Origin of the sequence: Paenibacillus sp. J31TS4, from assembly GCF_018403265.1 — a bacterium.
GTDB lineage: Bacteria > Bacillota > Bacilli > Paenibacillales > NBRC-103111 > J31TS4.
In genome coordinates, this window is the sequence record NZ_BOSI01000002.1 from 191,909 (window position 1) to 213,430 (window position 21,522).

Consider the following 21,522-nt stretch of genomic DNA (forward strand, 5'->3'; position numbering starts at 1 on the left):
AAAATATTTGGGCCGATTTGCCCGCCTTTCCCAATCAAGGGTACAATGAGACGAAACCGGCACCGCCAGAAGCGACACAGGAGCGAACCCGATCATGAAGCAAACGTACGCCTGGTACAAAGAAAGTTTCGGCAAGGACTATCTGCTCATCTACAAGCACCGCGATCTGCACGGAGCCCGTGAGGAAGTGCGCCGCATGATCGACTGGCTCTATCTTGCGCCGGGGGCGCGCGTGCTCGATCTATGCTGCGGCATGGGCAGGCACTCGTTAGCGCTCGCGGACTGCGGCTTCCGCGTGACGGGTATGGATCTGTCGGACGTGCTGCTGGATGAAGCGGGAAGGCTCGATCCGGAGAGAAAGGTGCGGTGGATCAAAGGAGATATGAGGGACGTGCCGCTTGGCGGTCCGTTCGACGGGATTGTCAATTTATTTACCTCGTTCGGCTACTTCGACGAGGATGAGGAGAATGAACGCGTGCTGAAGGAAATGGCTAGACTGCTCGCCCCAGGAGGGCGTTTCCTGTTGGACTTCCTGAATCCGTCCTATGTCAGAAGCCATTTGAAGGCCCATTCGGTAAGAAGAGAAGGGACGACCATGATCGACGAGGTCCGTTCGATCGAGGACGGCTTCGTCCGCAAGCGCATTCTGCTGACCGAGCCGGGCGGCGGCGAGCGGCGCTATCTGGAACAGGTGCGGCTGTACGAGCTGGCGGACTTCCGGCGGATGTGCGGCCGTGCGGGGCTCGAGATCGAGCAGGTGCACGGGGATTACCGGCAGGGCGAGTTCCGCCCGGCGACCTCCCCCCGGCTGATTCTGGTCGGCCGATTGGCGGGAGGTGCGCGATGACGGTCCTGCGCCCGAGTGGCGATACGCTCCAGATCAAAGTGCCGCTGCCGTTCCCGCTTCGCTGGGTCAACAGCTATCTCGTGCGCGGACGGGACGGCTATACGCTGATCGACCCGGGACTGCATACGGAGGAGGCCGTGCGGCTGTGGGAGACGGTGCTTCGAGAGGAAGCCATCGGCTATGGCGACATCGTCTCGATCGCACTCACGCATCATCACCCCGACCACTACGGGCTCGCAGGCTGGTTTCAGGAGCGGACCGGCGCTCCGGTCTGGCTGTCCGCCGAAGGCCAGCGCCAGGCCGCCATGCTATGGCAGGACGTGCGGCCTCTAGAGCAGGCGCTCCTGAGCACGTTTCTCCGCCACGGCATGCCGGTAGAGGAGCGGGAAGAGATGCTTCGCCATATGGAGAGCTTCCTGCCGCTGGTGACTCCTCAGCCTCGCTTGAGCGACTACCCGGCGGACGGGCTCTTCCGGATCGGCGACCGGCAGTGCGAGGTGCTGGAGACGCCGGGGCATGCGTCCGGCCATGTGTGCTTCTATGACCGCGCCGCCCGGGAAATCTACTGCGGCGATCACGTCCTGCCGCGCATCTCGCCGAACGTCGGCTACCTGCCAAAGGTAGAGGAGACGCCGCTCGCCCAGTATCTCGCCTCGCTTGCGCAAGTGCGCACCCTCGACGTCACGCTTGCGTATCCCGGCCACCGGGATCCGTTCGCCGGCTTCGCCGAGCGGGCGGAGGAACTGCTCCGCCACCACGACGAGCGCCTCGCCGAGATGCGGCGGCTGCTCACCGAGCCCAAGACGTGCTACCGGCTGTGCCGCGACGTCTTCGGCTACCAGCTGTCGACCCACCAGCTGCGCTTCGCGCTCGCCGAGACGATTGCGCACGTGATTCATCTGCGTGACGCCGGCCTAGTGGCCGAGCGGGAGCAAGACTGGCTGGCGGTTTACGCCGCCTGCTGAATGCGATACAAGTTTCCTCTATCTTAGGAGCGGAGGCATGCTGCCCCAAAACGAAAGCAGTCGTCACAGGATTCTCATCCGGGACGACTGCTTTTTTCCGTTTAAGCTTATGCTTGGTTCCAACTGACCGCCGGTTAGTATTTGTGACCAAAGCGTGCCTGCCTCTCTAAGACGGCGGAACAAGCAGCACCTTGCCGGTACTCCGGCGGCTCTCGACCCAGGCGTGCGCGGCGGGGGCGTCGGCCAGCGCGAACGTCCGGCCGATCTTCATCTTGAGCCGGCCGTCCGCGAGCATCGGCAGCACCTGCTCGGCGGTCGCCTGAAGCAGCTGCGGCCGCTGGGCGCGTGTCGTGCCGAGGCTGAAGCCGAGAACGGACCGGCAGGAAGCGTGCAGGTCGCGGGTCCGGAACGTGCCGTCCTGCCCGCTGGCGCTGCCGAACTGCACGAGCCGGCCGTACGGGGCGAGGCAATGGAGGCTCTCGTCCGCCACCGGGCCGGCCACCGAGTCGCAGATGATGTCGGCGCCTCGCCCCCTGGTCCGCTCATTCACCTGCGCTGCGAATGGTCCCTGTCCATAACAGAGCACGAGGTCCGCGCCCGCTTCATAGGCCGTCTCCGCCTTGCTCTCGTCCCCGACCGTCCCGATGACCGTTCCGGCGCCCAGCAGCTTCGCCATCTGCACCAGCGTCGTGCCGACGCCACCGGCCGCTGCGTGGACGACCACCTTCTCGCCCGCCTCCAGCCGGGCGACGTCCGCCAGCAGCTTATGCGACAGGAACGAGACGGTCGGACAGGCTGCCGCCGTCTCGAGGTCCAGGCGGTCCGGCACGGCAAAGGTCAGCGCCTCGTCCGCTACTGCATACTCGGCGTAGGATCCGCCCTTTGGGAAGGCGATAACCCGCTGTCCGGGGCGGAAGCGCGTCACCTCCGCGCCTGTCTCCACGACGACGCCGGCCGCGTCCAGGCCGGGAATAAAGGGAGGAACCGCTCCTTTTTGCCCGTAACGGGCCTTGATGTCCGCAAAATTCACGCTTGTCCTCTCCACACGGAGAAGGACCTGCTTCGGTCCGGCCGCCGGGATCTCCATGTCGATCATCTTCAGATTCTCCGGTCCGCCGAACGCCGTAACCACAACTGCTTTCATGCCGGTTCCCTCCCTGTCAGCTCCGATAGTTGCTTCCCATAGTAGCACACCGGACGCGGCAGCGGCGGGCGGTGCGGCCTGTTCTTTTCCCGGAAACGGAGCCGCGCCCCGTCAGCCGGACGGGTACGAGGGCAGAGGGGGGCGAGCCAAACAAAAAAAGAGCCGAACAATCGGCTCTTTTCGTTAGCGATGCCGCTTTGGCGGACCTGGAGGCTTAAGGGCTATACGCCCGGTCCGTCCTCGGGACCCGCCTGCGGAGCGCCGAGAGCCTCGGCTTTTTCCTGCTTGCGGTGGGCGATCCGGCTTGCCGCCGACGCGGCGATCGCGCCGACGATGTCGTCGAGGAACGTATGGATCATCGGGCCGCCTTTTTCGTTCAGCTTGCCGATGATGCCGGGCTTCACCTTATCCAGGTAGCCGAAGTTGGTCAGGCCGATGCTGCCGTAGACGTTGACGATGGAGAGGGCGAGAATTTCGTCGCAGCCGTACAGACCCTCGTCGTTCAGAATCATCTCCTGCAGCGGCCCCTCCAGCTTGCCCTGCTCCGCGAGCATGTCGAGCTGGATGCCGGTCAGAATCGCATTCTGCACTTCCCGTTTGGAAAGGACGCGGTCCACGTTCTCAAGGCACTCCTCGATCGTCAGGCCGGGGTAGTAGGATGTTTGCATATCGAGGACGAGGGCGGCGATCGCTTCGTTCTCGACCCCGCGTTTCTTGAGCCAATCTCTTGTGGAGGTGGCGACTTTTGCGCTGTCCAGGCTATATTTTTTCATAGGTCCGCAGCTCCTTTCTGCCAATAGTGGCGCCAGTTGGTGTTCTGGCCTAGTGTGGACAAATTACCGTCATAAATTGCGGGACAGCCCGTATACATAGTACTACATTACCCCTAGGGGAGGAGAGAAAAACCAATGGCCATCTCCAAAAGCATCCGCTGGATCGCCCTGACCGGCACCATCGTGCTGATGACGTCGGGCTGTTCGCTCTTGAAATCAGAGGAGAGCGCGCCGATCGATCCGCCGCCGCAGACCGCGGAGGAAATGATGAACGGCGTCTCGTCCGCTGATCAGACGACAGGCAGCCCCGTCAGTCTCTTCGTGAGGGACGCCAAAGGCTACCTGGCGCCCGTCAGCGTCCGCGTGCCGAACAGCGACCAAAAGATTGCGCAGCGCTCGCTTGAATATCTCGTGGAGGGCGGCGCCGGACAGGCTCGTCTGCCCGGAGGCTTCACCGGCGTACTGCCCAAGGGCACGCAGGTCAAGAGCATCAACATCGAGGCGGACAAAAAACAGGCGACCGTCGATTTCTCCAAGGAGTTCTTAACCTACAAGCCGCAGGACGAGCGCAAGGTGCTGGAAGCCGTCACTTGGACGCTCACGAGCTTCGGCACCGTGGACAAAGTGATGCTTCGCGTCGACGGCAAGCCGCTCACCGAGATGCCGGTCGCCAAGACGCCGGTGGCGGAAGGGCTCACCCGTGCGATGGGCATCAACGTCGAAATCGCGCCGGGCGTCGAGATCGGCCGCTCCACGCCGGTTACGCTGTACTTCCGCAGCGAGTCCGACAAGTTCTCGTATTACGTTCCCGTGACACGGATGGTTAAGCGGACCGACCAGCTCGCCCAGGCGGCGCTTGAGGAGCTGATCAAGGGGCCGGAAGCGGGCAAAGGCCTCGCCTCCGCCGTTCCGGCCGCCGCCAAGGTGCTGGAGGTGAAGCAGACCGAGGACCGCTCGCTGCTCACCGTTAACTTTGACCAGCAGCTGCTGAACGACGAGAAGAAGGCGGCCGCAGAGGCGATGCAGGCGATCGTCCTGTCGCTGACCGAGAACACCGGCGTCTCCAAGGTACAGCTGCTCGTGAACGGAGAGGCCAAAATCAGCTCGACGGACGACCAGTCGTACGCCAAGCCGGTCTCGCGCCCGCTGCATGTCAATACGCCCAAGATGTGAGATACGGTTCCCGTCCGCCCCCCGGGCTTCAAAGCCTGAGGGGCGGTTGGCGTGCCGTCTTCGGCGCGTCAGCGTTTGGGGTGCTTTTCGGGATGGGCTTTGGTACAATGATGTATACTTTAAGCATGATTTGCTAAACCAAGGTCTTTTAGGAGGACGTCTAACTCATGAGAATTGACGGAAGAGACAACGGGCAGCTGCGGCCGGTCACGATCGCGCCCGACTACATTAAGCATGCGGAAGGCTCGGTGCTGATCAGCTTTGGCAACACCAAGGTCATCTGCACGGCGACGGTGGAGGAGCGGGTGCCGCCCTTCATGAAGAACCAGGGCAGAGGTTGGGTGACCGCCGAGTATTCGATGCTGCCGCGCGCGACCCAGGTGCGGAACCAGCGCGAGGCGGCCCGCGGCAAGCTGGGCGGCCGGACGATGGAGATCCAGCGGCTCATCGGCCGGGCGCTCCGGTCCGTCGTGGACCTGCACAAGCTCGGGGAGCGCACGATCACGCTCGACTGCGACGTCATCCAGGCAGACGGCGGGACGCGGACCACGTCGATCACCGGGGCGTTCGTCGCGATGGCGTTCGCGATGAACAAGCTGGTTGAGAACAAGCAGCTCGCCCAGCTGCCGCTCACCGATTTTCTCGCTTCGGTCAGCGTCGGCGTCGTGAAAGACGAGGTCGTGCTGGACCTGTGCTACGAGGAGGACTCCACCGCCAAGGTCGATATGAACGTCGTCATGACCGGCGCGGGCAAGTTCGTCGAGGTGCAGGGAACCGGCGAGGATGCTCCGTTCTCCCGGCAGGAGATGGATGCGATGCTGGCTTCCGCCGAGAGCGGCATCCGGTCGCTCATTGAGGAGCAGAAGCGGGTGCTCGGGCCGATCTCAGAACGGATTGGAACGGGGGTCAGGGCGAATGCAGCGAACTGACGACCGCGTGGTCGTCATCGCGACCCGCAACCAGGGCAAGGTCCGGGAGTTTGCGGAGTGGTTCGGCCGGATCGGCTGGACCGTCCGCAGCCTCTCCGACTACGAGGCGCTTCCGGAGATCGTCGAGGACGGCGATACCTTTGAGGCCAACGCCTTCAAAAAGGCGAAGACGATCGCCGACCTGCTCGGCGTACCGGTGCTCGCCGACGACTCGGGCCTGTGCGTCGACGCGCTGGACGGCGCGCCGGGCGTCTATTCCGCCCGTTACGCCGGTGAGGGGGCGAGCGACGCGGACAACAACGCCAAGCTGCTCCGCGAGCTGAAGCGGATCGGCGCGGACGACTGCGCGGGCGAGGGCCATCCGGCGACTTACAGCCCAGGACGCTTCGTCTGCGTGCTCGTGCTGTACGATCCGCGGGACGGCCGCAAGCTCGAGGCGAAAGGCGAGGCCGAGGGCTGGATTCTGCAGGAGGCGAAGGGGGCCGGCGGCTTCGGCTACGATCCGCTGTTCTACCTGCCGGAGTATCACCGCTCGATGGGCGAGTTGGAGCTGGCGGAGAAGAACCGGATCAGCCACCGGGCTTCCGCGCTCCGCAAGCTGATGACGCTGCTGGAGACGGAAGGGCTCGTCGGCTGACGAGGCCATCCGGTCTGTTCGGTCTCTGCACTTTTATAGAATGACAATGGCGGCCGATGGGCCGCCATTTTTTTGTCCGTGCGATTCCTTTCCGTTGGAGGTCCTGTTACCTGACGGAGCGAAGCGACCGCGACCCAGCAGTATACTTAGGGTGGGGTCCTGTTTCTTGGAGGAGCGAAGCCTCCTCGTCTGCGCAGTTGTTCTCTGGTGGAGGTCCTGTCTCCTGGAGGAGCGAAGCGTCTCCGTCTGAGCCGTTCCTCTCTGGTGGAGGTCCTGTCTTCTGGAGGAGCGAAGCGTCCTCGTCCGCGCAGTTGTTCTCTGGTGGAGGTCCTGTCTCCTGGAGGAGCGAAGCGTCCTCGTCTGCGCAGTTGTTCTCTGGTGGAGGTCTGTCTCCTGGAGGAGCGAAGCGTCCGTCTGAGCCGTTCCTCTCTGGTGGAGGTCCTGTCTCCTGGAGGAGCGGAGCGTCCGCCTTTGAACCAGTGTCCTTACCGCTTAGTCTAATCCAGGGACACTGGTTCAACAGCGGCCGGAGGGAGACAGGACCGAAGCCCCGGAACTCCGGCGGCCGAAGCCTACTTGACGGCAACCTTGTACTCGCGCAGCCACAGATCGACCTGGAGAAGGAACGCGAACAGCTGCGGCCCCGTCATCAGCTGCCCGAACCACGGGAAGCTCGAATGCTGCTCCGCCGTCTCCGCCATCCGCCGGACCCGCGCGACGTCGAGGAGCGGCAGTAACGGGGAGGACGGGTCATGGAGCACCTCGAGGATAGCGCGCTGCACCGCCTTCAGGTAGTTGGGGTTGTGCGTCTTCGGATACGGGCTCTTTTTGCGCGTCCGCACATCCTCGGGCAGAATGCCCGTCAGCGCCCGGCGCAGGATGCCCTTCTCCCGGTCGCCGGCCGTCTTGAGCTCCCACGGAATATTCCAGACGTACTCGACGAGGCGGTGGTCGCAGAACGGCACGCGCACCTCGAGTCCGGCGGCCATGCTCATGCGGTCCTTGCGGTCGAGCAGCGTTGGCATGAACCGAGTGATGTTCAGGTACGACATCTCACGCATATGCCGCTCGGTCTCGTGCTCCCCCGCCAGATGGGGCACCTCGGCCAGCGCCTGCTGGTAGCGCTCCGCGACGTACTGCTCCGGCTTGATCCAATCGGCCAGCTCCGGCGAGAGCAGCAGGCTGCGCTCCTGGACACCAAGTGACCAGGGGAACGTCTTGGCGCTTAGCGCGTCTTCCCTGTGGAACCACGGGTACCCGCCGAAGATCTCATCGGCTGCTTCGCCGGAGACGGCCACGGTCGCATGTTTTTTGATCTCCCGGCAGAACAAGTAGAGCGAGCCGTCAACATCGGCCATGCCCGGCAGGTCCCGGGCGCGCATGGCGGCTGCCAGCGAGTCGACCAGCTCAGGCGTATCGAACTCGAACGCGGTATGCACCGTGCCCAGATGCTCGGTCATGCGCCCGATCCAGGGAGCGTCGGCGTTCGGCTGGAACGCATTGGCCTGAAAATGCTTGTCGTTGTCCACATAATCGATGGAGAACGTGCACAATGGACCGTCACTGGCGCGGTAGTGTTCGGCCGCGAGAGCCGTCAGGGCACTGGAGTCGAGCCCGCCGGACAGCAGCGTGCAGATCGGCACGTCGGACACGAGCTGGCGACGCACCGTATCGCGCAGCAGTTCCCCGACCCGCTCGGCGGTTTCCTCCAGCTGGTCGGGATGGGGGGCGGCCGGGAGGCTCCAATACGTCCGGATGCTCAGCCCGCTTTGGTCATACACCATGCAGTGACCGGGCTTCAGCTCCGCCATATACCGGTAGACGCCGTGACCGGGTGTCCGGGCGGGGCCGAGCGCGAATACCTCGGCGAGGCCCTCGGCGTCGATCTCCGCCTGGAAGTGGGGATGCGCCAGGATGGCTTTCGGCTCCGAGCCGAACAGGAACATGCCGTTTTTGAACGAATAGAACAGCGGCTTGACGCCGAGCCGGTCCCGGGCGAGGAACAGCGCTTGCTCCGCCGAGCTCCAGACGGCGAAGGCGAAGATGCCGTTCAGCCGGTCGACGCAAGCCCGGCCCCATTCGATGAACGAGACGAGGAGCACCTCGGTATCGCAATTCGTTGCGAACGTATACCCTCGGTGCTGCAGCTCGGATTTCAATTCGGCCGCGTTATACAGCTCGCCGTTATACACGAGGGTATATGTTGAATCGCCGGCCTGCCGCGTCATCGGCTGCGCACCGTTCTGGGGGTCGATCACGCTCAGCCTCCGGTGCCCGAGCGCGCAGTGGCGGGAGATCCAGGTGCCCGACGCGTCGGGGCCGCGGGCCGCCATCGTTTCCGTCATCATTTCCAGTAAGGTGGGGTAGAGGGTCAAGTCCTTTTGCCAGTCCATCCACCCGGTGATCCCGCACATGGATACTCCTCCTTTTCTCCGCATTACAGAAAAAAGGTATGCGCCCCCCGGGGGGTTCATGTCTGTCAGTTCGTGTCAGGTCGGGCGCGCCGGCCCGCACAAAAAAAGACCGGCCGACTAGCAGACCGGTCCATCTCGAATAAGGTTGCGGAGGGAAGAGGCGCAGCGAAGACCGCACCGGCTAGAAATCCTCCTTCTGTTTTTGGCCGCCTCCCTGCTCTTCCTCCAGACGCTGGAGCAGCGTATGCGCGTGGAGCTCCGCGCTGCCAAGTGTCCGGCAGGGAGGGGTACGGTATTCGGTGTACGTGCCGCTCACCTGCAGGAGACTCTCGTCTTGGGCGGACGGAGAGAGGCGGATGAGCTTGCCGACGATTTCGCCGGTGCGGACCTTCTCGAAATTCAAGAAGGTCACGCTATCGATAATGCGGGTGTCGAGGATCATGCGGATCGCCTCCGTGCTAAAGAAAAATCGGTTCCTCGCGGCCCCTTGCGCTCAAGCGCCGGAGGGGGCGGAGTCCTCGTTATCTGTATACCCCAAACCGGCGGGGATGAAGCCGACGCAGGGGCTCTCCGGCTGCTAGAAAGAGGCGGAGAGGAAGCCGAGGCGGCTATTGACGGTCCGCGCGGAACGGGGTAAGATAGGAGAACTTAATACCAAGTAAACTCATCTGAATAATTGACATATAACTCGAGGAGGCCTAACTATGGAAACCCAATTGCTGATCCCGTTCCGGCAGGAAACCCTTGCCGCCGCTTTGCACCTGCCCGAAGAGGAGAGCGGCCGGCCCGGTTCGGACGCCGACCTGCCGCTTGTCGTCATCTGCCACGGCTTTATCGGCAGCCGGCTCGGCGTCGACCGGCTGTTCGTCAAAGCGGCCCGGGCCTTCGCCAAGCGAGGCATCGCCACGCTGCGCTTCGATTATGCGGGCTGCGGCGAAAGCACCGGCGAATACGGCGAGACGGGCCTCGATTCGCTGATCGAGCAGACGCGCGCCGTGCTGGACACGGCCGGCTCGCTTGCGGCGGGCGCCTCCCGGATCATCCTGCTCGGCCACAGCCTCGGCGGGGCGGTGGCGGTCCAGACCGCCGTCCAGGATCGGCGCGTGGACGACCTCGTGTTGTGGGCTTCGGTCGGGCATCCGTTCCGGGACATCGTCGGCATCGTCGGCCAAGACGCGTATGAGCAGGCCGTCCGGGAGGGAGTCTGCCAGCACGCCGGCTACCGGTTTCGGCCCGACTTCTTCGCATCGCTCGCCCGCCACCAGCCGTTCGAGTCGGCTAGACGGTTCGGAGGCGATGTATTCATCGTCCATGGAACGGGGGACGACGTCGTACCGGTCGACTACGCGTTTCTCTATCAGAAGGTTTTCGCGCTGAGAGGCCAGGGGAACTGCGAGAAGGAGATTGTGTTCAGCGCCGACCACACCTTTTCTTCGTTCGAAGCCAACGAAGAGCTCCTCGCCAAGACGACAGACTGGCTCGTCCGCCGGGAACGGCGGTCCCAGGACTGGCTCGGCTGGGGCATTTAGACCGGCCGGTTCTCCAGCCTCCGGCGGGCGAAGGCGATCCATTCCCTCGCCGCGTAGGACAAGTACCCTTCCTTCCGCCAGATCATGGCAAGGTGCCAGGGGATCTGGGGGTCCGTCACCGGAATGGCGGCCAGCGGGCCGGTTTTCAGATGGCGTGCGATCGTCTCGGGCAGCAGGCCGATGCCGAGACCGGCTGCGGCCATCTCGCTGATGAAGTCCCACTGGGAGCTCTCATAGACGACGCGGGGCTGGAACCCCGCCTGCAGGCAGGCCGCGGGGATTCGGTCGTGAAGCGCGAAGTCTTCCCGGAACAGCAGGAACGGCTCGTCCTTCAGCTCGTCGAGCCGGACGCTGGCTCGTCCGGCGAGCGGGTGGCGCTTCGGCACGATCAGCAGCAGATGCTCCTTCCGGAACGGAAAATAGTGAAAGGCCTCCTGATCGACCGGCAGCAGCGCCACCCCGACCTCGACGCGGCCGGTCGCCACCTCCTTCTCGACCTGCTTCGCCCCATTCTCCGCGAGCTGTATGTCGATGCCCGGATAGGCCCGATGGAATTCTCCGAGGATGTCGGGGAAGAACGAGGCCCCGACCATCGGCGGCAGACCGATGCGCAGCACCCCCGATTTCAGCTCCTTGAGCCGGTCCAGCTCCTCGCCCAGCTGGTCGAACGAGCGCAGCAGCAGCTGCACGCGTCCGAGCACCGTCCGCCCGGCGTCGGTCAGCTCGATCTCCCGGCCCGACCGGTCGAAGAGCGTGACACCCCATTCGTCCTCCAGGTTCCGGATCAGCTTGCTGATCGTCGGCTGGGAGATGTGCAGCAGCTCCGCGGCCTTCGTGAAGCTTTTGGCCGTCGCGACCTGCTCAAAATACTGCAAATGCCGAATATCCACCTTCCATCCCTCCTCCATAGATATCATCTATCGTTTGAATGCGATATATGTATTTTACCTATGCCCTTGACGGGAGTACACTGATATCCGTTAGAGAGGAGCGGATGAACATGAGAACGATAGGACGGATCGCCGGCCAATGCCTGCTGCTGCTCGCGCTGAACGCAGCGGGCACCGGCATCGTCCGCCTCCTGCATTGGCGGGTGTCGGGCAGCATGGTCGGCATTGTGCTGACGCTTATTCTGCTCGGTACCGGCCTGCTTAAGCTGAAGCATATCGAGCAGGGGGCCGACTGGATGCTCGGCACGATGCTGCTGTTCTTCATCCCGTCGGCGGTCGGCATTGTCCAGTACGGCGACCTGCTGATGTCGGATGGCTGGCGCCTGCTCGCCATGATCGGCCTCGGCACGCTGGTGGTCATGGCGGGCAGCGGACTGCTGACGGACTATATGATCCGGAAAAGGAGGGGAACGGAATGGGAAGCGGAGCAGCATGGTTCGGACTGATCGGCACGATCGTCGTCTACGAAGCGGCCCGCCGCCTCTACAAGCGGACGGGGAGAGACTGGCTGTCCCCGATCGTCCTCGCGCCGCTTGCCCTCGTTGCGCTGCTGCTGCTGACCGGCACGACCTATGAGGGCTACGAGGAGGGCGCGCGCTGGCTCACCTATCTGCTGCAGCCCGCGACGGTCGCTTTCGCCGTCCCGCTGTACAAATACCGGGCCACGCTGAAAAAATACGCCGTCGAGCTGGCGGCGGGCGTCTGCGCCGGCACCTTGATCGCGATTCTCGCCTCGGAGGGGATGGCGCTCGGCTGGAAGCTGAGTCCCGGCACGCTCGAGAGCCTGCTCCCGCGATCGGTCACGACGCCTATTGCGGTGGAGATTAGCCGCTCGATAGGCGGCGTCCCGGCGCTGACGGCGGTGTTCGTCATCGTGACGGGGATCTTCGGCATGCTGACCGGCCCTTGGCTGATCCGGCTGCTGCGCATCCGCAGCGGCATTTCCAAGGGGCTCCTCATGGGCACGGCGTCGCACGGAGCGGGCACGGCCAAAGCTTACGAGCTCGGCGAGCTCGAGGGAACGATCGCGAATCTGGCGATGATCGCCGCCGCTCTCGTTCTGCTCGCGACGCTGCCGTTCGTTCCGGCCGGGCTGCTGGCTTAGCACGGCCGGCTGGCCGGCGGCGCCGTACCCAGTCTCTCCGAGGCGCCTCAGCCTCGACGGAATTTGGGGAGGATTGGTGGTTGCTTTTCTTCTGCAGCCGTGATAAGATAACTGATGTTTCGCCGGTCATACCGGCCAAGGCGCGGGTGTAGTTCAATGGTAGAACGCCAGCTTCCCAAGCTTGAGGCGAGGGTTCGATTCCCTTCACCCGCTTTTCAGATTTTCTGTTTCTTGTCCCAGTAGCTCAGTTGGATAGAGCACTCGCCTTCTAAGCGAGTTGTCGGGGGTTCGAATCCCTCCTGGGACGCTTTTTCCTATTCTAGCTGACGACAGCGCCGCTCCTTCGGAAGCTTCCGGAGTACGGCGCTTTTTTTGTGCCTCCTTTTGTCTCTCCTCGAAGAGTGCTGCGAAGGACCTGCGGGCGCGCGCCGTTCCTCGGGGCCGCCGATAAGGTAGCGCGGCTTGGCGGAGCGTCTGCTGCGCAAGGATAGAGGGGCGGGGCTTCCCGCTTGAGAAGGTTCCCGGCGGCGGAATTTTGCATTTTGTCCGGGAAAACGATACCATTCAGAATACGATCCCATACAGCCGGGTTCCCGGCACGAAGGGAGGGAATCTCTATTTCCGAACAGAACAGGGAGAATGTCATCCTATTCCCCAAGACGATAGATTACTACCAGATCGAACTGACGCGGCTGCTTGAGACTGAGCGGTACGGAGAGGCGATCGGCCTCCTCCGCTTCCTCTCCAGCGTTGACAGCGGCGACGAGCGGACGAACGAGGAGTGGCGGGCGCTACTCGAATGGCTCCAGACGCTCGAGCCGGCCGAGACGGGAGAAGCGGGGCGCGCTGCCTCTATAGCGGAGGAAGAAGAGGAGGACATCTCCGAAGACGTGCTGCGCAAGCGACACTTTGCCGAGCGCTCCCGGACGGACGCCGAGTATGCCGGCAAGCTCCTCGATATGCTCGACCGGGAGCCGTCGCTCGCCAAGCAGGCGCTCGCTCTCGAGCAGCTCAGCATGCTGGAGGACGAAGGCGTGGCCCGCGCCCTGCGAGCCTGGCTCGCCAAGACGCCGCTGCCGTCGATGATCCAGTTCAAGGTGCTGCAGATCCTGAAGCAGCGGGGCGAGGAGGGGAGCGTCTCCTTTCCTCGCATGGGCGAAGAGGTAACCGTCGACATTCAAGACACGCCCGCAAGCTTCGACGAGTTTCCGGACGTGCTGGGCGAAGTGCTGGACCGCATCGTCCGGGCAAGCGAGATCAAGCAGCCCACGCTTGCCTATTTCGCCCGGCAGACGTGGCACGAATTTTTGGCGGCGGTGTACGGCACCTCGTTTTACCGGCAGCTGGCCGCGATGGAGCCGGAGCATGTGGACGCCTGGGCTGCTGCTTTCCAGCTTTTCCTCGAGCGCGCGACCTTCGGTACGGCGAGCGAGGACGAGGCGCTCGAGCAATACGGCATCACCGAGGAGCTCCGGTTTGTCTGGCAGCGCGCGTCCGAGCGGCTGGAGGAATTTATGAAGAAAGAATTTCCCGGCCGTTAACGCATAGGCTTGCCTTGAAATAAACAAGTATTATGATTATAATGGAATGGTTATTAACCGAAACGTGAAAATGTAGGTACATTTTTGGAGGGGAAAGCATAAAATGAAAGCAAGCTGGGAAAAAATAGAGAAGAACCAAGGCGTCCTGACCGTGGAAGTGGAAGCGGAGCGTGTCAACGCCGCACTGGATAAAGCATTCAAGAAGGTTGCATCCCGCGTGAACGTACCGGGCTTCCGCAAAGGCAAAGTGCCGCGGCAGATTTTTGAATCCCGTTTCGGCGTGGAGAGCCTGTATCAAGACGCGCTGGACATTCTTCTTCCCGAAGCCTACATAGAGGCTGTGGACGAAGCCGGCATCGAACCGATCGACCGTCCGGAAGTGGACGTGCAGCAGCTCGCCAAGGGACAGGCTCTTAAGTTCACCGCCAAGGTGGACGTGAAGCCGGAAGTCGAACTGGGCGAGTACAAGGGCCTCGAAGTAACCGAGCGCAGCTCGGAAGTATCCGAGGAAGAAATCAACAATGAGCTCGAGCAGCTGCGCAAGCGCCACGCCGAGCTGACCGTTGTCGAAGACGGCGCAGCCGAAGAGGGCGACATCACGGTCATCGACTTCGAAGGATTCCTCGATGGCGAAGCGTTCGAAGGCGGCAAAGCCGAGAACTACTCCCTCGAGCTCGGCTCGAACAGCTTCATTCCGGGCTTCGAGAGCCAAGTGGTCGGCATGAAGAAGGACGAGGAGAAAGACCTCGACATTACCTTCCCGGAGGACTACCACTCCGAAGAGCTGAAGGGCAAGCAAGTGGTCTTCAAGGTTAAAGTACACGAGATCAAGCGCAAGAACCTGCCTGAGCTGGACGACGAGTTCGCGAAGGACGTCAGCGAGTTCGAGACGCTGGACGAGTACAAGGAAGACCTGAAGAAGAACCTGCAGGAGCGCAAGGAGCAGAACAACCGCGTCGAGCTTGAGAACGAGCTGGTCGACAAGGCAGCTGCTAATGCGACGGTAGAGGTTCCGGACGTACTCGTCGAGAACGAGATCTCGACGATGATGAAGGACTTCGAGAACCGTCTCCGCATGCAAGGGCTGACGATCGATATGTACTTCCAGTTCTCCGGCCAGGACGAGGCTGCTCTGAAGGAGCAGATGCGCGGCGACGCTGAGAAGCGCGTTCGCAACAACCTGGTGCTCGAAGCGATCGCAAGCGCCGAGAACCTGTCGGCGAGCGACGAAGATGTCGATGCCGAGATCGAGAAGATGGCGAAGCTGTATCAGCGCGAAGCAGATGAGCTTAAGTCCATTCTCGAAGAGAACGGCAACCTCGACAACATGAAGAAAGACCTGGGCGTCAGAAAAGCGATCGATCTCTTGATCGAGAACAGCAAAGCCGTTGCCAACGCAGAATAACATAGCGAGAACAGAAGGGCACGTGAGAACGTGCCTTTCTTTTAACCAGAGCTCCTTTTTTGCTTGCCCCGATATGACTTTGCCGCCCAAACATGGTAGAATGAAACATGATTCAGATTGTTCCAATTCGCGTTCGCGTTGATTGAGTAGGAGGGATAACCGGATGGCGTTAATACCAATGGTCGTTGAGCAGGAAAGCCGCGGAGAGAGGTCCTATGACATCTATTCCCGACTTCTAAAGGACCGGATTATTTTCCTTGGCAGCGCAGTCGATGACGACGTCGCCAATCTAGTGATCGCCCAGCTGTTGTTCCTGGCTGCTCAAGATTCCGAGAAGGACATTAGTCTGTACATCAACTCGCCGGGCGGGTCCATTACCGCAGGCATGGGGATATACGATACGATGCAGTTCATCAAGCCGGATGTATCGACCATCTGCGTCGGGATGGCGGCGAGCATGGGCTCGCTTCTCCTTACTGCTGGTGCGCCGGGCAAACGGTTTGCCCTTCCGAACAGCGAAGTCATGATCCATCAGCCTCTTGGCGGCGTTCGCGGGCAAGCGTCCGATATCAAGATACATGCCGAATGGATCATCCGGACACGGGAGAAGATGAATCAGATCTATGTCGAACGGACCGGACAGCCGCTGGAAGTGATCGAGCGCGATACCGACCGCGACTTCTTTATGAGTGCAGAAGAGGCGAAGGCTTACGGGCTCATCGACGAGGTCATCACTCGAAAAGATTTAACCGAACAGGGGTGATCCGATTTGTTCAAGTTTAATGAAGAGAAAGGCCAGCTGAAATGCTCGTTCTGTGGCAAATCCCAGGACCAGGTCCGCAAGCTTGTGGCCGGTCCCGGTGTCTATATTTGTGACGAATGCATTGAGCTCTGCACGGAAATCGTGGAAGAAGAGCTCGGGCATGAGGAAGAGCTTGACCTGAAGGACGTTCCGAAGCCGAAGGAAATCCGGACGATCCTCGATCAATATGTCATCGGCCAGGAGCAGGCCAAAAAATCGCTGTCCGTAGCGGTTTACAACCACTACAAGCGCATCAACTCGCAGAGCAAGATTGAGGATGTGGAGCTTCAGAAGAGCAACATCATGCTGATCGGTCCGACCGGCAGCGGGAAGACGCTGCTCGCCCAGACGCTGGCGAAGATTCTTAACGTGCCGTTCGCCATTGCCGACGCTACGTCTCTGACGGAAGCCGGCTATGTCGGAGAGGATGTCGAGAACATTCTGCTCAAGCTCATCCAGGCTGCCGATTACGATGTGGAGAAGGCCGAGCGCGGCATCATTTACATCGACGAGATTGACAAGGTTGCACGCAAATCCGAGAATCCGTCCATTACGCGCGATGTATCGGGCGAGGGCGTCCAGCAGGCGCTCCTCAAGATTCTCGAGGGCACCGTCGCCTCCGTCCCTCCGCAAGGAGGACGCAAGCATCCGCATCAGGAGTTCATCCAGATCGATACGACGAACATCCTGTTCATTTGCGGCGGCGCATTCGACGGACTGGAGTCCATTATCAAGCGCCGGATCGGCAAAAAGGTGATCGGCTTCGGCACAGACGGCTTCAAGGCCGATCTGAAGGCGGGCGAATACTTGTCCATGGTGCTTCCGGAAGACCTGCTCAAATTCGGGCTTATTCCGGAGTTCATCGGGCGTCTGCCGAACATCTCCACGCTCGAGCCGCTCGACGAGGGCGCACTCGTCCGGATTCTGTCTGAACCGAAGAACGCGCTTGTCAAGCAGTACCAGAAGCTGCTGGAGATGGACAACGTGAAGCTCGAGTTCGAGGCGGAAGCGCTCGACGCGATCGCCAAGGAAGCAATCAAGCGCAATACGGGAGCACGCGGTCTGCGTGCCATCCTTGAGCGCATCATGCTGGACGTCATGTACGACGTGCCATCGCGCACCGACGTCAGCAGCTGCCTCGTCACCAAGGAAGTCGTCCAGGAGAAGATCATGCCAATGCTCTCCCCCAAAGATGACGGCTCATCGAATAAAAAAGAAGAGAGCGCGTAACCGATTTAATTCGGGAAACGCGCAGCAGATAACCCAGATTCTTCCTCCAATCCGGCCGTCCATAAGGGTGGCCGGAGCGGGGGATGTTTGGCGTAATGGGAGTGAGGACCAAGATGTACCATCGTACGGAAACAGTTCCTGTCCGCGTAGGCGATTTGACCATCGGCGGCAATAATGACGTTATCATCCAAAGCATGTGTACGACCAAAACGGCCGATGTCCAAGCGACCGTCGCCGAGATTCACCGTCTGGAGGAAGCCGGCTGCCAAATCGTCCGCGTCACCGTCAACAACCAGGAGGCGGCCGACGCGATCAAGGAAATCAAGCGTCAAATTCACATTCCGCTCGTCGCGGACATTCACTTCGATTACCGGCTCGCTCTCAAAGCGATCGAGAACGGGATCGACAAAGTCCGGATCAACCCGGGCAACATCGGCCGCCGGGAGAAGGTGGAGGCGGTCGTCAAGGCGTGCAAGGAGCGGGGCATTCCGATCCGGATCGGCGTCAACGCTGGTTCGCTCGAGAAGCATCTGCTGGATAAGTACGGTTATCCGACCGCCGATGCGATGGTGGAGAGCGCGCTGTACCATATCGGCATTCTCGAGGAGCTCGACTTCCACGACATCATCGTGTCGCTCAAAGCGTCCGATGTGCCGATGGCGATCGAAGCGTACCGCAAGGCCTCGGAGAGCTTCCGCTATCCGCTGCACCTCGGCATTACGGAGTCCGGTACGCTGTATTCCGGAACGATCAAGAGCTCGGCCGGCATCGGCGCCCTGCTGTCGATGGGCATCGGCTCGACGGTGCGCATCTCGCTCAGCGCGGATCCGGTCGAGGAAATCAAGGTCGCCCGCGAGCTGCTGAAAACGTTCGGCCTGATCTCGAACGCGGCAACGCTCGTTTCCTGCCCGACCTGCGGCCGGCTGGACATCGACTTGTTCTCGATTGCCAACGAGGTGGAGGCGTATATCTCCAACATTAAGGTGCCGATCAAGGTGTCGGTCCTCGGCTGTGCAGTCAACGGTCCCGGCGAAGCGCGCGAGGCCGATATCGGCATCGCCGGCGCCCGCGGAGAAGGCATGCTGTTCCGCTATGGCGAGATGGTCCGCAAGGTGCCGGAGGCCGAGCTGCTCAGCGAGCTGAAGAAAGAAATCGACCACATTGTGGCCGAATACGAACGAACCGGGAAAATTCCCGGCCGCAAGGAACACAGCCCCGCCGCCCTTTAATCGGGGCGATGCTTTGACAGAACCCTTCCAGCGTTTGATCGCCGGAAGGGTTCTTTTTTTTGGCTATTGCCTGAACTTAACCACTAGCCAGCCTGATCGTCCGAATAGGCTTCGCGGAGAAAGAGCTGGATGCCGTCCGCGATGGATTCGGCAAGCTTGCGCTGCTCCGCAGGAGCAAGCAGCCGCTGCCGGTCTCCCGCGTTGGACAGGTAGCCCATTTCCACGATGACCGTCGGGCATTTGGACTGGTTCAAGATGTAATACTTCCTGCCGAATTCGGGCGTCTCCTCGGTTCCGTAGTACCGGTTCATCTGCTGCTGAATCAGTCCGGCGAGCCGTTTGCTCTCGTCGCTCTTCTGATGCAGGACGAGCGGTCCCGACGCTGACGAGCTGCGCACCGAGTTGACATGGAGACTGACCATCAACTTCGGCTGCAGCCGGTTCGCAATCCCGCTTCGCTGGGCCAGATCGCGCTTGTGCCGGGACCGGAATTTGTGGAATAGATTGTCGTCGCTCAGCGCGTAATCGCCGATCCGGTTGATGGAGACGAGTAGATCGCGCTCCTGGAGCACGGCATACAGCTGCTTGGCCATCGCCAGATTGATATCCTTCTCCAGAATGTCTCCGTGCGTCGCTCCTCCGTCGATGCCTCCGTGGCCGACATCGATCAGCACATCCATCTGCGGAATCCAGTGCGGCCGTTCCGGATATAGGGGAGCGGAAGGGCCGGCTTCCGGCTTTGCTGGTGCGGGCGTTCCTGTTTCGGTTCGCGGCGCATTCGCACTGGTTCCCGCAGCGGAGGCCGGAGAGGATCCCGGCAAAATCGTGAGCAGAAGAACAGCGCTGAGGCCAAACACAAGCGCCGACCGGGAAGCCGGCCGCTTCCCGAAGCGAGTGAGTCCTGTTAGCATAGCGGATACGTCCTTTCCTGCCAGCGTCTACGTTCGTTTCCTTGTAGTGTAGGCAATTGGACCGATTCCATTCCCGGACCGTCTGGAATTTCGGCACTCTTTTTGCCTGCCGGGGACTACCGGGCTTCCGAGGGGGCAATACTAGGAATCAGGAAAAAAACCCAGAGGAATCCCGAACGGAGGTAAGTGTACGATGAGCCTTAGTGTAATTTTGATGATTATTCAGCTGTTCTTTGCGGTCATTATCGGATTGTACTTCTGGAATTTGCTGCGCAGCCAACAAACCAACCGGACCGCTGTCGACCGCGAATCCCGCAAGGAAGTCGAGAAGCTTCGCAAAATGAGAACGATCTCCCTTTCTAAGCCGCTCGCGGAGAAAACCCGTCCGTCCTCGGTCAGCGATATCGTCGGCCAGAAGGAAGGGCTCAAGGCGCTGAAGGCCGCGCTGTGCGGCCCCAATCCGCAGCACGTGCTGATCTACGGACCGCCTGGGGTCGGGAAGACGGCGGCGGCCCGCGTCATTCTCGAGGAGGCGAAAAAGAACGCGGCGTCACCGTTCCGGAGCGACGCCAAATTCACCGAAATCGACGCGACGACCGCCCGCTTCGACGAGCGGGGGATCGCCGATCCGCTGATCGGCTCGGTTCACGACCCGATCTATCAAGGAGCCGGGGCAATGGGCGTGGCCGGGATTCCGCAGCCCAAGCCGGGCGCGGTGACCAAAGCCCACGGGGGCATTCTGTTCATCGACGAGATCGGCGAGCTGCACCCGATCCAGATGAACAAGCTGCTCAAGGTGCTCGAGGACCGCAAGGTTTTCCTTGAGAGCGCGTATTACAATTCGGAGGACATGAACATTCCGAATTATATCCACGATATCTTCCAGAACGGACTTCCCGCCGATTTTCGTCTGGTGGGAGCGACGACCCGGACGCCGCAGGAGATTCCGCCGGCCATCCGTTCCCGGTGCATGGAGATTTTCTTCCGTCCTTTGCTGCCTGACGAGATTCAGGCGATCGCGACCAATGCGATCCGCAAGATCGGCATGCCGGAGTGCAAGGGAGCTGTAGAAGTCGTGAAACGGTATGCGACGAACGGCCGGGAAGCGGTCAACATCATTCAGCTTGCGGCCGGTCTCGCGCTGACAGACGATCGGCAGGAGCTGTCGGCCGAGGACGTGGAATGGGTCGTCAACAGCAGCCAGATCCCGCCCCGCCCGGACAAAAAGGTGCCGAAGGAAGCGCGGGTCGGCTTCGTTAACGGCCTGGCCGTGTACGGCCCCAATCTCGGTACGCTGCTGGAGATCGAGGTCTCCTCGATTCCGGTCGCCCAAGGGACCGGCACGTTCAACATTACGGGCGTCGTCGATGAAGAGGAGATGGGAGGCGGCGCCAAGACGCTCCGCCGCAAGAGCATGGCGCGCGGCTCCGTCGAGAATGTGCTGACGGTGCTCAAGCGGCTTGGCCTGAGGCCCCAGGATTTTGATCTGCATATCAATTTCCCGGGCGGCACGCCTATCGACGGGCCGTCGGCCGGCATCTCGATGGCGACGGCGATCGTCTCGGCCATCAAGGGAGTGCCGGTAGATCCCAAGCTCGCTATGACGGGCGAAGTGAGCATTCACGGCAGCGTTAAGCCGGTCGGCGGCGTCGTCGCCAAGGTCGAGGCGGCCTTCCAGGCGGGAGCGAACAAGGTACTTATCCCGGCAGACAACTGGCAGGAGATATTCGCGGGCCTAAACGGCCTGTCGGTCATCCCTGTCGGCACGATCGAGGAAGTGCTGGAGAACGCGCTCGGCATCGGAGCCGAGACCGAAGCCGCCGGTGCCCCGGCGCAGCCGGATGTGCTGATCGCCGGTCCCATGCCTCCGTTCCTGCAGGCCGAGAAGGGCGAGTAGCTGGCCCCTTCCGGGTCCTCTATACGCTGGGCTGGCACGAA

The 21,522-nt window shown here is 61.6% G+C and carries 20 protein-coding genes and 2 tRNA genes; 16 read left to right on the plus strand and 6 right to left on the minus strand.

Features of this window, described 5'->3' with window-relative positions:
• Positions 1–94 precede the first annotated feature (94 nt).
• Entirely contained in the window at positions 95–847 is a 753-nt protein-coding gene (locus KJS47_RS11740) for a class I SAM-dependent methyltransferase (RefSeq protein ID WP_213525243.1), read from the plus strand.
• Entirely contained in the window at positions 844–1,812 is a 969-nt protein-coding gene (locus tag KJS47_RS11745) for an MBL fold metallo-hydrolase (RefSeq protein WP_213525244.1), read from the plus strand. Before KJS47_RS11740 ends, KJS47_RS11745 begins: the two co-directional genes overlap by 4 nt.
• Before the next feature lie 166 nt (positions 1,813–1,978).
• Here the strand turns inward: KJS47_RS11745 and KJS47_RS11750 are convergent, their stop codons facing one another.
• The gene (locus KJS47_RS11750) at positions 1,979–2,956 is read right to left on the minus strand and encodes a quinone oxidoreductase family protein (RefSeq protein WP_213525245.1); all 978 of its coding nucleotides are present in this window, start codon (positions 2,954–2,956) and stop codon (positions 1,979–1,981) included.
• A gap of 221 nt (positions 2,957–3,177) precedes the next feature.
• The gene (locus KJS47_RS11755; protein ID WP_213525246.1) at positions 3,178–3,729 is read right to left on the minus strand and encodes a phosphatidylglycerophosphatase A family protein; all 552 of its coding nucleotides are present in this window, start codon (positions 3,727–3,729) and stop codon (positions 3,178–3,180) included.
• 135 nt (positions 3,730–3,864) lie between these two features.
• Here KJS47_RS11755 and KJS47_RS11760 point away from each other — a divergent pair, with 135 nt between their 5' ends.
• From KJS47_RS11760 to KJS47_RS11770, 3 genes are all read left to right on the plus strand, one after another.
• Positions 3,865–4,902, plus strand: coding sequence for a GerMN domain-containing protein (locus tag KJS47_RS11760; RefSeq protein ID WP_213525247.1), 1,038 nt, complete (start codon positions 3,865–3,867; stop codon positions 4,900–4,902).
• A 167-nt stretch (positions 4,903–5,069) separates the two neighbouring features.
• On the plus strand, positions 5,070–5,831 hold the full coding sequence (rph, locus tag KJS47_RS11765) for a ribonuclease PH (RefSeq protein WP_213525248.1): 762 nt from the start codon (positions 5,070–5,072) through the stop codon (positions 5,829–5,831).
• Positions 5,818–6,468, plus strand: a complete 651-nt coding sequence (locus tag KJS47_RS11770; protein WP_213525249.1) for an XTP/dITP diphosphatase — start codon at positions 5,818–5,820, stop codon at positions 6,466–6,468. The genes rph and KJS47_RS11770 overlap by 14 nt, the downstream gene beginning before the upstream one ends.
• A 572-nt stretch (positions 6,469–7,040) precedes the next feature.
• Here KJS47_RS11770 and asnB read toward each other — a convergent pair.
• Both asnB and KJS47_RS11780 read right to left on the minus strand, forming a co-directional pair.
• Positions 7,041–8,882, minus strand: a complete 1,842-nt coding sequence (gene asnB / locus KJS47_RS11775; protein WP_213525250.1) for an asparagine synthase (glutamine-hydrolyzing) — start codon at positions 8,880–8,882, stop codon at positions 7,041–7,043.
• A gap of 181 nt (positions 8,883–9,063) precedes the next feature.
• Positions 9,064–9,324, minus strand: coding sequence for a hypothetical protein (locus KJS47_RS11780; RefSeq protein ID WP_213525251.1), 261 nt, complete (start codon positions 9,322–9,324; stop codon positions 9,064–9,066).
• A 262-nt stretch (positions 9,325–9,586) separates the two neighbouring features.
• Between KJS47_RS11780 and KJS47_RS11785 the strand changes: the two genes are divergently transcribed.
• Positions 9,587–10,411: an alpha/beta hydrolase gene (locus KJS47_RS11785; RefSeq protein WP_213525252.1), complete on the plus strand. Its 825-nt coding sequence runs from the start codon at positions 9,587–9,589 to the stop codon at positions 10,409–10,411.
• Here the strand turns inward: KJS47_RS11785 and KJS47_RS11790 are convergent.
• Entirely contained in the window at positions 10,408–11,301 is an 894-nt protein-coding gene (locus tag KJS47_RS11790) for a LysR family transcriptional regulator (RefSeq protein ID WP_213525253.1), read from the minus strand. The genes KJS47_RS11785 and KJS47_RS11790 overlap by 4 nt on opposite strands.
• A gap of 110 nt (positions 11,302–11,411) precedes the next feature.
• Here KJS47_RS11790 and KJS47_RS11795 point away from each other — a divergent pair, with 110 nt between their 5' ends.
• The 9 genes from KJS47_RS11795 to ispG all read left to right on the plus strand — a co-directional run bounded on the left by KJS47_RS11795 (position 11,412) and on the right by ispG (position 18,673).
• On the plus strand, positions 11,412–11,807 hold the full coding sequence (locus KJS47_RS11795) for a CidA/LrgA family protein (protein WP_213525254.1): 396 nt from the start codon (positions 11,412–11,414) through the stop codon (positions 11,805–11,807).
• Positions 11,777–12,466: an LrgB family protein gene (locus tag KJS47_RS11800; RefSeq protein ID WP_213525255.1), complete on the plus strand. Its 690-nt coding sequence runs from the start codon at positions 11,777–11,779 to the stop codon at positions 12,464–12,466. The genes KJS47_RS11795 and KJS47_RS11800 overlap by 31 nt, the downstream gene beginning before the upstream one ends.
• 142 nt (positions 12,467–12,608) lie before the next feature.
• Positions 12,609–12,679, plus strand: a tRNA-Gly gene (locus KJS47_RS11805).
• 20 nt (positions 12,680–12,699) lie between these two features.
• Positions 12,700–12,773 (plus strand) — tRNA-Arg (locus KJS47_RS11810).
• A 235-nt stretch (positions 12,774–13,008) separates the two neighbouring features.
• Positions 13,009–14,007: a hypothetical protein gene (locus KJS47_RS11815; RefSeq protein WP_213525256.1), complete on the plus strand. Its 999-nt coding sequence runs from the start codon at positions 13,009–13,011 to the stop codon at positions 14,005–14,007.
• 103 nt (positions 14,008–14,110) lie between these two features.
• Entirely contained in the window at positions 14,111–15,412 is a 1,302-nt protein-coding gene (tig, locus tag KJS47_RS11820) for a trigger factor (protein ID WP_213525257.1), read from the plus strand.
• 163 nt (positions 15,413–15,575) lie between these two features.
• On the plus strand, positions 15,576–16,175 hold the full coding sequence (gene clpP / locus KJS47_RS11825) for an ATP-dependent Clp endopeptidase proteolytic subunit ClpP (RefSeq protein ID WP_213525258.1): 600 nt from the start codon (positions 15,576–15,578) through the stop codon (positions 16,173–16,175).
• Positions 16,176–16,181: 6 nt separating this feature from the next.
• Positions 16,182–17,444 (plus strand): ATP-dependent protease ATP-binding subunit ClpX, encoded by a 1,263-nt coding sequence (gene clpX / locus KJS47_RS11830; protein WP_213525259.1) that lies wholly within the window; start codon positions 16,182–16,184, stop codon positions 17,442–17,444.
• A 113-nt stretch (positions 17,445–17,557) separates the two neighbouring features.
• Entirely contained in the window at positions 17,558–18,673 is a 1,116-nt protein-coding gene (ispG, locus tag KJS47_RS11835) for a flavodoxin-dependent (E)-4-hydroxy-3-methylbut-2-enyl-diphosphate synthase (RefSeq protein ID WP_213525260.1), read from the plus strand.
• Positions 18,674–18,756: 83 nt separating this feature from the next.
• On the opposite strand, the gene KJS47_RS11840 is transcribed toward ispG, so the two are convergent.
• Entirely contained in the window at positions 18,757–19,584 is an 828-nt protein-coding gene (locus tag KJS47_RS11840; RefSeq protein WP_213525261.1) for an N-acetylmuramoyl-L-alanine amidase family protein, read from the minus strand.
• A 193-nt stretch (positions 19,585–19,777) separates the two neighbouring features.
• On the opposite strand from KJS47_RS11840, the gene lonB reads away from it, so the two are divergent.
• Positions 19,778–21,481 (plus strand): ATP-dependent protease LonB, encoded by a 1,704-nt coding sequence (gene lonB, locus KJS47_RS11845; RefSeq protein WP_213525262.1) that lies wholly within the window; start codon positions 19,778–19,780, stop codon positions 21,479–21,481.
• Positions 21,482–21,522 lie beyond the last annotated feature (41 nt).